Source organism: Streptomyces sp. DvalAA-14 (assembly GCF_900091855.1).
Taxonomy (GTDB): domain Bacteria; phylum Actinomycetota; class Actinomycetes; order Streptomycetales; family Streptomycetaceae; genus Actinacidiphila.
The window spans coordinates 1-8,714 of the sequence record NZ_FMCH01000478.1; the positions used below are offsets into that span (position 1 = coordinate 1).

Here is an 8,714-nt window from a genome sequence, read left to right on the forward strand (position 1 = left end):
ACCCGGTCTCACCGCCCGCGCGGGCCCGCGCGCTGGCCGCCCTGCTGCCCGCCGCGACCCTGGCCGTGGTCACCGACGGGCGCCACGACACCTTTAACGACATCCAGCACCGCAGTGTGGCCGCCCTCGTCGTCCAGTGGCTGGAGCGCCTGCGCGCGGCCGGCCCGCCCCTGCTGACCGTGGAGGGCAGCGCGGTCTTCTGAGCTCCCCGGGAGGCGGACCCGCCCGGTCCGCCTCCCCTTCACGCGAGGCCGTCACGGCCCGCCCGTTCGGAACGCGTGCCCGACAAGGCCCGACGCCTCGCGGCCAGTTCGGCCGTCCCCGCCCCGGAAGGAACCGCTCGCCATGACTGTGACCCCCTCCCTTGCCGCTACCGCCGCCGACTCCGCCCACCGGGCCCCCGCCCCGCGTCCGGGTCAGCCGCCGGAGGCCGGCGGCGCGGATCTGCTGCGCAGGACCTTGCGCCGGCAGGCGAACACCGTGGCGGTGGTGACCGTGCCGGGGCCCGCGGGCTTCACCGCCACCTCCTTCACCTCCGCCTCGCTCGAACCCGCCCTGGTCTCCTTCTACTTGGCGTCGACCGCGTCGACCGCGGCGGCGGTACGGGCCGCGGATCTGTTCGCCGTCCATCTGCTGGCCGCCGAACAGACGGAGCTGGCAAGGGGGTTCGCCCGCAGCGGCGTGGACCGGTTCGCGGGCGTGGCGTGGGCGCCCGGGGAGGGCGGTGTCCCGCTGCTCGCCGGGGTCGACGCGTGGCTGACCGCGCGGACCGTCCAAGTCCACGACATCGGCGACCACTTCCTGGTGGTCGGTCGCATCCTGGCGGCCGGCGGCCCGGCCGCGGCGGCGCCGCTGGTGCACCACAACGGGGCCTTCGGCACCTTCGACACCGCTTCGGGCACCTGACGGACCCACCGGCCCCGGGAGCACCCGATCAGGCCGGCTTGCCCGCCTCGATCAGATACCGGGTGGCATGGGCCACGAACGGCCCCTCGGCCGCGATGAGTTCGTGCAGGTCCCGCAGCCGGTCCCGGTACTGCTCGACGGTGAAGCCCGGCACCATCCAGATCACCTTGCGCAGGAAGTAGACCACCGCGCCGATGTCCAGGAACTCCATCCGCAGTGATTCCAGGCGCAGATCGAGCACGTCGAGCCCGGCCGCGGCGGCGCCCTCGCGGGACCGGTCGGGGTGGCGGCCCTCGCGCACCCGCGGTGGCTGCCGGCCGAGGAAGAACTCGACCAGTTCGACGACGCTCGCCGGGCCGACGTGCTGGGCGAAGTAACGGCCGCCGGGCCGCAGCACCCGGGCGATCTCCTGCCACCACACGGTCACCGGGTGGCGGCTGGTCACCAGGTCGAAGGCCGCGTCGGCGAACGGCAGCGGCGGTTCGTCGGCGTCGGCGACCACGACCGCGCCGCGCGGGTGCAGCAGGGCGGTGGCCTTGGCCAGATTCGGCGGCCAGGACTCGGTGGCGGCCATCACCGGGGGCAGCAGCGGCGCACCGGCCAGTACCTCGCCGCCGCCGGTCTGGATGTCCAGCGCCGCCCCCACCCGGGCCAGCCGCTCCCCCATCAGCCGCTGATAGCCCCAGGAGGGCCGCTGTTCGGTGGCCCGGCCGTCCAGCCAGGAGAAGTCCCAGCCGTCGACCGACACGGAGTCGGCCTCGGCCACCAGTTCGTCGAAGGTACGGGGCATGGCCTCATCCTGGCCGTCCAACGGACCGGCGGGCCAGTGGATTTCGCCGGCGGAGACAGCCCGGCGCCGGCGGAGCCCGGCAGTGCCCGGCGCCGCGCCGTCATCCGGCCGAGATGGCCTCGAAGGCGGCGGCGAGGCTCTCGCTGTCCTCGGGCGACATCGCCTGCTCGATCGCGGGCACCAGGTCGCGGCGCTCGTGGAAGAGGTACTGGTACATCTGGGCGAGCGCGCCGTCGATGGTCAGCGTGCGGGTTTCGTCGGGGTGGCGGCCGGTGAGGGCCTTGTCCAGGATGCCCTGGATCAAGTCGCCCTCCTGCCGGTCGCGTTCCACCACATCGACCGCGATGTTCCGCCGCGTCAGCACCTTGCGGACGGTGGCCTCCTTCGCCGCCGAGTGCCGGGCGAAGGAGTCGGCCAGCGGGCGCAGTTCCTCGGGTTCGACGACGCCGCGCATGCGGACGTCCTCGACCATGGCGAGCAGCAGCGAGCCGGAGGTGACCAGGCTGGCGCCGAGGCCGGTGGGCAGTTTCTCCCCGTTGCGGTGGTAGGTCGCCTCGGGGGCGACGGCCGCGCCGGGCCCGTCCTTGCGGCGGCGGTGCGGCCAGTGGAAGGCCCGCCGCCCGGTGCGTTCCCTGGCGTGTCGGCCGCCCTTCGAGGCGATGCCCGTCGATCCGGCGCCGCTGTGGCCGCCGGTCCGGTCGCCGCCCGCTGCGCGCGGGTCGTGCTGGTTGCTTCCGCTCGCTGCTGCCATCCCACCGCTCCTTCTGTGCTCGCTTGCCGGGCGGGTCCGCCCGCCGGCGGGGTTCGCCGGCCGCGGATCGCGCCGCTGCCCCCGCCGGCGCCCGGCGGGGGCTTCCCCGAGTCAGTCGAAGGTGTCTTCCTCCCGGTCGGGTACGACGTGGACCGCGGCTTCCTCGGCGGAGGCCGCGCCCCCGTCGATGCCGACGTCCAGGGCGGTCACTCCCTCGTCCTGGAGGTGGGCGCCTTCGCCGGGGCCGATCAGCCGACCCGAGCGGCGGTCGCCGACCTCGTCGTCGTACAGCTCGCCGTCGGTGTCGCTGCTGTCGCCCAGCCCGTCGCCGGCCGACGGCCCCTGGTCCGGGGTCTCCCGCCGCAGCCGGACGTCCAGGGACTCGCCGTCGCGCTGTTCCTCGGCGGTGGTGCCGGTGTCATTGACGACCAGCGGCCGCTCCGGCGGCGAGTAGCCCTCGTCCAGCACGTCGTCGAGGCCGCGGTCCACCAGGGTGTCCTCGGGCTCCAGCGGTCCGGCGTCCTCCCGGATCTCGCTGTCGTCCGGCTGGTAGACGTCGTCCCCCATGCCGAAATCCGCGGGCTCGGTCATGTCATCGCCCCCACTTCGTGCAGGATCCTCTTGTTGAAGGCGTCGAGGTCGGCCGGCTTCCGGCTGGTGATCAGCGTGTTCGGGCCGTTGGCGCAGACCACGACCTTCTCGTCCACCCAGCTGCCGCCGGCGTTGGTGATGTCGGTCCGCAGGCTCGGCCAGGAGGTCAGGGTGCGCCCCTGGAGCACGCCGGCCTCGACCAGCGTCCAGGGCGCGTGGCAGATCGCGGCCACCGGCTTGCCGGCGTCGAAGAAGCCCCGGACGAAGTCCACCGCCCGCTCGTCCGTCCGCAGCGCGTCGGGGTTGGCGACTCCGCCGGGCAGCACCAGCAGGTCGAAGTCGTCCGCCGAGACGCGGTCCACCGTCAGGTCCACCGGGAAGGTGTCGCCCTTGTCCAGGTGGTTGAACGCCTGGACGGAGCCCGGCGCGGTGGACAGCAGCTGCGGGGTCTCGCCCGTCGTGGTGAGCGCCTGCCAGGGCGAGGTGAGTTCGATCTGCTCGACGCCCTCCGGCGCCACCAGGAATGCGGTTCGCACGGACGATCACGTCCTCTCGCGTGTCGATCGGTCGGACGGGAGGCCGCCCCGCGGAGCCTGCGTCGCCCCGCGGGCCGCCGGAACCCGTTCAAACCGGGCCTCCCGCCGCTACGGCGAGACGCCTACCCGGGTGATCGGGACGGAAACGATCGCCACACCGGCCGCCCTGGACCCGGGAGAGCGCCGCTCGGCGCGAGCGCCCTCCCTTCCATCATCAGGCGTCTTCGGGGTTGCTGCGATGCCTGGCCCACAGCGGCAGTGCGAACCAGCACAGCGCGAACCACACCACCATCGCGCCGACCAGCCAGGCGGCCCAGCTGTCGTGGATCGCCACCCGCAGCACGAGCAGCAGCGTGGAGGCCATGGTGCACAGCAGCAGCACCAGGCCGAGCACGGTCAGCCGGGAGGCCAGCAGCACCGTCTCCGGCTTGAGCCGGCGGCCGGTGAGCAGCCGGTGCATGGACACCGGGCCGATCAGCGCGCCGGTGGTCGCCGCGCCGAGCACCACGGTGACGGTGTAGAGGTGCCGGTCGGCGGCGGACAGGCCGGTGAAGCGCTGCTGGAAGACCACGGTGAGCAGGAATCCGAACAGGATCTGGACGCCGGTCTGGGCGACGCGCAGTTCCTGGAGCAGGTCGCCCCAGCGCCGGTCGGCGCGCTCCTCGGGTGTCTCGTCGCCCCGCCCCCAGCCGCGGTCGGCGCCCTCGCGGCTCCGGTCGGCGTCGCCGCTGGGGTGGTCGGTCATCGCCAGGCTCCCTCCGGCTGGTCCGGTACGGCACCGCGGGCCGCGGGCCGCGGTGCGATCAGGTCCAGCAGCGCGTCCAGGCCGCCTTCGGACAGGGCGCGGCGCTGCCGGGTCGCGCCGGTACCCAGGTCGAGCAGTCTGCCGACACCGGCGGTGACCCGTTCGGCGTCGCCGAGTTCGACCAGCGCCGGGCCGATGTGGTCGAGCAGCGCGCCGACCACGTCGGCCGCGTGGGCGGGGGTGCCGTGCCGGGGGTCCACCAGGTCGTCGGCCAGGCCGTGGCGGGCGGCGTGCCACCCCGCCGCGTACAGGATGCTGCTCGGCGGGTCCAGCGGGCGGGCGCCGCGCCGGGAGGCGCGCAGCGCGGTCGTCACCAGGGCGCGGGCGATGCCGGCCAGGGTGACGGCGCTGTCGATGTCGAGCTGTACGTCCGGGGTGCGGACCTCCAGCGTCGGGTACTCCTCGGACAGCCGGGCGTGCCAGTACAGCTGGTGGCGGTCCCGGATCACGCCGGTGGCCAGCAGCGCGTCGACCCGGCGCTCGTACGCGACGCCGTCGGCGAAGAACGGCGGCGAGCCGCTGACCGGCCAGCGGCCGAAGACCACCGTGCGCCAGCTGGCGAAGCCGGTGTCGCGGCCGTCCCAGAACGGCGAATTGGCGCCGAGCGCGACCAGGACGGGCAGCCAGGGCCGTATCCGGCCGAGCGCGGCGGCGCCCGCCGAGCGGTCCGGGACCGCCACATGGATGTGCATACCGCAGATGAGCTGCTCGTCCACCAGCCGGCCGGCGTCGATCCGCATCCGCTGGTAGCGCTGGTTCTGGGTGACGGGCACGGTGCGGCCGGAGCTCATCGGGGCGCCGCCGGTCGCGGCGAGCCGGCAGCCGGCCCGGTCGGCGGCCGCGCCGACCGCCTGCCGGAAACGGGCCAGGTGGCCGGTCACGTCGTCCAGGCCGGTGCACACGGGGGTGGCGACTTCGACCTGGGCCTGCAGGAGCTCGCTGTCGACCTCGTCACGCCCGAGCACCGGTTCCAGGTCGGCCGCCTCCTGGACCTGCCGGGCCCGGGGGGCCGGCAGCCCGGTCTCCCGATCGAGCAGCAGGTACTCCTCTTCAACGCCGAGGGTGGCGTGCGCGGTCGTCATGGGAGGAGGTCTACCCCGGATCCGGTACGTCACCAGGTGCATGTTCCGGCCCGCGGCGGTGGGCCGGGCGGTGGCCCCGGGGCGGTCGTACGCATGAGCGGCAGGGCTACGGGGCACCCGTTTTGCGTATATCTGCCGCAGCCCGAGGGAAGGACCGCACACCGTGGGCACAGCGCACGCCTCAGCGTGGCAACCGCAGGAACCGTCCCGGGGCCGCCGGGACGCGTCGGGGGCCGCCGCGAGCGCTGGGGGCGGACCGGAGCGGACGGCCGGGGGCCACGACCGCCGCTGGCCCGCCCTGGCGGTGTGTCTGACGGCGAGTTTCATGACGCTGCTCGACGTGAGCATCGTCAATGTCGCGCTGCCCTCGATCCGGACCGGTATCGGCGCCTCGCAGAGCGGGCTGCAGTGGGTGCTGTCGGGCTACGCGCTGACCTTCGGCCTGGTGCTGGTGTCGGCCGGCCGGGTGGGCGACGTCCGGGGGCGGCGCACCGTCTTCCTGGTGGGGCTCGCGATGTTCACCGTGACCAGCGCTCTGGCGGGCGCGGCGCAGAACGAGTCCTGGCTGGTCGCCGCGCGGCTGCTGCAGGGTGTGGCGGGCGGCATCCTCGTCCCGCAGGTGTCCGGTTTCATCCAGCAGATGTTCCGCGGCGCCGAGCGGGGCCGGGCGTTCGGCCTGCTGGGCGCGACCATCGGGGTGTCGACGGCGATCGGCCCGCTGCTCGGCGGCCTGCTGATCCAGGCGTTCGGCACCCATGAGGGCTGGCGCGCCGTCTTCTATGTGAATCTGCCGATCGGTGCCATCGCGCTGCCGCTGGCCCACCGGCTGCTGCCGGGCCCGCCGCGGCCCGAGCCGGGCGAACCGCGCCGCCGCACCGATCTGGACCCGGTGGGGGTCCTGCTGCTGGGCCTGGGCACCGTCGCCCTGCTGCTGCCGTTCGTGCAGGAGCGGCAGTGGTCCGGCCCGCTGAAGTGGGTGCTGATCCCGGTGTCGCTGGTGGTCCTGGCGGCTTTCGTCGGGTGGGAGCGGCGGCACGCGGTGCGGCACGCGCCGCTGGTGGACCTGTCGCTGTTCCGGCACCGGTCGTACGGGCTCGGGGTGTTGCTGTCGCTGCTGTATTTCGCCGGTTTCACCGCGGTGTTCTTCATCTTCACCCTGTTCCTGCAGAACGGGCGGGGGTACACCGCGCTGGAGGCGGGCCTGTCGATCATGCCGTTCGCGCTGGGTTCGGCGGGTGCGGCAGCGGTCGGGGGCCGGGTGGTGACCCGGATCGGGCGCCCGCTGGTGGCGGCCGGGCTGGTGATGGTGGTGATCGGGCTGCTGGGCGCGGTGCTGGCGGTGCATCTGGAGGCCGGCCGTTCGGTGGGCTTCGTCACCGCGGCCCCGCTGCTGCTGGCCGGGCTCGGCAGCGGCCTGGTCATCTCGCCGAACCAGACCCTGACGCTCAGCGAGGTCCCGGTGGCCCGGGCGGGCAGCGCGGGCGGTGTGCTCCAGACCGCCCAGCGGATCGGCTCCGCGGCCGGTATCGCCGCGGTCGGCTCGGTGTTCTTCAACCGGGTGGGCGGCGCCCGCCCGGACTGGTCCGGCGGTTTCCAGCTGGGGCTGCTGACCGCGACCGGGCTGGCCGCGCTGGCGCTGATCGTGGCCCTGGTGGACATCATCACCGGCCCGTCCACCCCGCCGGACGCCGGGAAGGGGCGGCCGCCCGGGGGCGCCGGGCAGGGGGCACGAGGAGCCCTATCCGGCGGGCGCGGACCACGGCTGACCCACGCACGTGCCGGCACGCGATCGAGGGCTAGGCCGTGTCTGACAAATAGCGCCGTCCGCCCGCAGGGCGGGGCCCCGCGGCGTCTGGTGCGTGCGATCGCAAGGCGGAGGGGTGTCCTCGTAGTGGGCTACTCGGACGACCCCGACAACGCAGCGAGCGCGCGTGCCAGGCGTCGCGGGGCAGGCGGGATTTGTCAGACACGGCCTAGGCCACGCCCCGCGGCCGGAACTGCACGCTGATGCGGCCGCCGACGTCGGCCCGGGTCTTGGGGATCGAGTGGTCCCAGGTGCGCTGGCAGGAGCCGCCCATGACGATCAGGTCGCCGTGGCCGAGCGGCTGCCGGACGGTGGCGCCGCCGCCGCCGCGGGGGCGCAGCAGCAGCGGTCGCGGCTCGCCGAGGGAGACGATGGCGACCATCGTGTCCTGCTCGTTGCCCCGGCCGATCCGGTCGCCGTGCCAGGCCACGCTGTCGCGGCCGTCGCGGTAGTAGCACAGGCCCGCGGTGACGAAGGCCTCGCCGAGTTCCTCGGCGTAGTGGGCGTTGAGCCGGGCGCGGGCGTCGTCGAGCAGGGGCTCGGGCAGCGGATCGCCCCAGCCGTAGTGGGCGAGCAGGCGCGGGACGGCGACGATGTTGTCGTACATCCGGCGTTCCTCGGCCCGCCAGGGCACCTCGGCCGCCAGCCGGGCGAAGAGGTCGTCGGCGCCGCTCAGCCAGCCGGGCAGGGTGTCGATCCAGGCGCCCCGGCCCAGCTCGGTGCGGCGTGCCGCGGCCAGATCGCCGATTCCGGGGTCTCCGGTTCCGAAGAGGGACACTTGCTGGTGGTGCATGGTTGCTACATTACCGCAGCAATCGCACGTATATTCGAATCCCGCCCCCCGCTCGGGATCGCACCGCGGATCGCGGACCTGCGGCCCGGGACGGCGGGACAGCAGCGGCACCGCGCCCGCGCCGCGGCGGGAAGCACGAGCGGGCCGCCCGACGCAGGATGGACGCATGCTCTTCGCCGAAGTCGCCCGGGTCTCCCGGGAGATCGCGCGGACCTCCGCCCGGTCGCGCAAGACCTCGCTGCTCGCCGAGTTCTTCCGGGACGCCGAGCCGGCCGACGCGCCGATCGCCATCGCGTACCTGGCCGGCCGGCTGCCGCAGGGCCGGCTCGGCATCGGCTGGGCCGCGCTGCGCGACCGGGCGGCGCCGGCCGCCGAGCCGACCCTGACCGTGCTCGCGGTGGACCGGGCGCTGACCGGCGTGGGCGCGGTGTCGGGACCGGGCGCCCAGGCCGGCCGCCGGGCACTGCTCCAGCAGCTGTTCGGCGCCGCGACGGCGCCGGAGCAGGAGTACCTGCTGGGCCTGCTGACCGGTGAGGTGCGGCAGGGCGCGCTGGACGCGGCCGCGGTGGAAGGGCTGGCGCGGCGGACCGGGAGCGCGCCGGCCGGCGTGCGCCGCGCGGTGATGCGTGGCCGGCGCCTGGAACCGGTGGCGGTGG

At 74.7% G+C, this 8,714-nt stretch carries 9 protein-coding genes and 2 pseudogenes; 4 read left to right on the forward strand and 7 right to left on the reverse strand.

The window, feature by feature from the left end:
- Together GA0115240_RS37220 and GA0115240_RS25275 are read left to right on the forward strand one after the other, a co-directional pair.
- Positions 1 to 203 (forward strand): annotated as a pseudogene (locus GA0115240_RS37220) (alpha/beta hydrolase); the annotation flags it as partial.
- Between the two features lie 142 nt (positions 204 to 345).
- On the forward strand, positions 346 to 906 hold the full coding sequence (locus GA0115240_RS25275) for a flavin reductase family protein (RefSeq protein WP_093739978.1): 561 nt from the start codon (positions 346 to 348) through the stop codon (positions 904 to 906).
- Positions 907 to 934: 28 nt separating this feature from the next.
- On the opposite strand, the gene GA0115240_RS25280 is transcribed toward GA0115240_RS25275, so the two are convergent.
- From GA0115240_RS25280 to GA0115240_RS25305, 6 genes are all read right to left on the reverse strand, one after another.
- Positions 935 to 1,696: a class I SAM-dependent methyltransferase gene (locus tag GA0115240_RS25280; protein ID WP_093739980.1), complete on the reverse strand. Its 762-nt coding sequence runs from the start codon at positions 1,694 to 1,696 to the stop codon at positions 935 to 937.
- Positions 1,697 to 1,796: 100 nt separating this feature from the next.
- Positions 1,797 to 2,447 (reverse strand): hypothetical protein, encoded by a 651-nt coding sequence (locus tag GA0115240_RS25285; protein ID WP_093739982.1) that lies wholly within the window; start codon positions 2,445 to 2,447, stop codon positions 1,797 to 1,799.
- A gap of 111 nt (positions 2,448 to 2,558) precedes the next feature.
- Positions 2,559 to 3,038: a DUF5709 domain-containing protein gene (locus GA0115240_RS25290; protein WP_093739984.1), complete on the reverse strand. Its 480-nt coding sequence runs from the start codon at positions 3,036 to 3,038 to the stop codon at positions 2,559 to 2,561.
- Positions 3,035 to 3,574 carry a type 1 glutamine amidotransferase domain-containing protein gene (locus tag GA0115240_RS25295; protein ID WP_093739986.1) on the reverse strand — a complete coding sequence of 180 codons (540 nt, stop codon included), beginning with the start codon at positions 3,572 to 3,574 and terminating at the stop codon, positions 3,035 to 3,037. Before GA0115240_RS25295 ends, GA0115240_RS25290 begins: the two co-directional genes overlap by 4 nt.
- Positions 3,575 to 3,788: 214 nt before the next feature.
- Complete coding sequence (locus GA0115240_RS25300) at positions 3,789 to 4,319, reverse strand: DUF6328 family protein (protein ID WP_093739988.1); 531 nt, start codon at positions 4,317 to 4,319, stop codon at positions 3,789 to 3,791.
- The gene (locus tag GA0115240_RS25305; RefSeq protein WP_093739990.1) at positions 4,316 to 5,461 is read right to left on the reverse strand and encodes a carboxylate-amine ligase; all 1,146 of its coding nucleotides are present in this window, start codon (positions 5,459 to 5,461) and stop codon (positions 4,316 to 4,318) included. The genes GA0115240_RS25300 and GA0115240_RS25305 overlap by 4 nt, the downstream gene beginning before the upstream one ends.
- Before the next feature lie 325 nt (positions 5,462 to 5,786).
- On the opposite strand from GA0115240_RS25305, the gene GA0115240_RS25310 reads away from it, so the two are divergent.
- A complete protein-coding gene (locus GA0115240_RS25310) occupies positions 5,787 to 7,469 on the forward strand; it encodes an MFS transporter (protein WP_237555194.1) in 1,683 nt (560 codons plus the stop codon).
- Here the strand turns inward: GA0115240_RS25310 and GA0115240_RS25315 are convergent.
- Positions 7,435 to 8,058, reverse strand: a complete 624-nt coding sequence (locus GA0115240_RS25315; protein WP_093739992.1) for an alpha-ketoglutarate-dependent dioxygenase AlkB — start codon at positions 8,056 to 8,058, stop codon at positions 7,435 to 7,437. The two genes, GA0115240_RS25310 and GA0115240_RS25315, sit on opposite strands and share 35 nt — an antisense overlap.
- Positions 8,059 to 8,224: 166 nt before the next feature.
- Here GA0115240_RS25315 and GA0115240_RS25320 point away from each other — a divergent pair.
- Positions 8,225 to 8,714 (forward strand): annotated as a pseudogene (locus GA0115240_RS25320) (ATP-dependent DNA ligase); the annotation flags it as partial.

What these genes read in the sequence shown, in the direction of transcription:
- GA0115240_RS25315 (WP_093739992.1), bottom strand. Translation starts at nt 8,058, where the DNA reads ATGCACCACCAGCAAGTGTCCCTCTTCGGAACCGGAGACCCCGGAATC.
- GA0115240_RS25285 (WP_093739982.1), bottom strand. Translation starts at nt 2,447, where the DNA reads ATGGCAGCAGCGAGCGGAAGCAACCAGCACGACCCGCGCGCAGCGGGC.
- GA0115240_RS25275 (WP_093739978.1), top strand. Translation starts at nt 346, where the DNA reads ATGACTGTGACCCCCTCCCTTGCCGCTACCGCCGCCGACTCCGCCCAC.
- GA0115240_RS25290 (WP_093739984.1), bottom strand. Translation starts at nt 3,038, where the DNA reads ATGACCGAGCCCGCGGATTTCGGCATGGGGGACGACGTCTACCAGCCG.
- GA0115240_RS25305 (WP_093739990.1), bottom strand. Translation starts at nt 5,461, where the DNA reads ATGACGACCGCGCACGCCACCCTCGGCGTTGAAGAGGAGTACCTGCTG.
- GA0115240_RS25310 (WP_237555194.1), top strand. Translation starts at nt 5,787, where the DNA reads ATGACGCTGCTCGACGTGAGCATCGTCAATGTCGCGCTGCCCTCGATC.
- GA0115240_RS25300 (WP_093739988.1), bottom strand. Translation starts at nt 4,319, where the DNA reads ATGACCGACCACCCCAGCGGCGACGCCGACCGGAGCCGCGAGGGCGCC.
- GA0115240_RS25280 (WP_093739980.1), bottom strand. Translation starts at nt 1,696, where the DNA reads ATGCCCCGTACCTTCGACGAACTGGTGGCCGAGGCCGACTCCGTGTCG.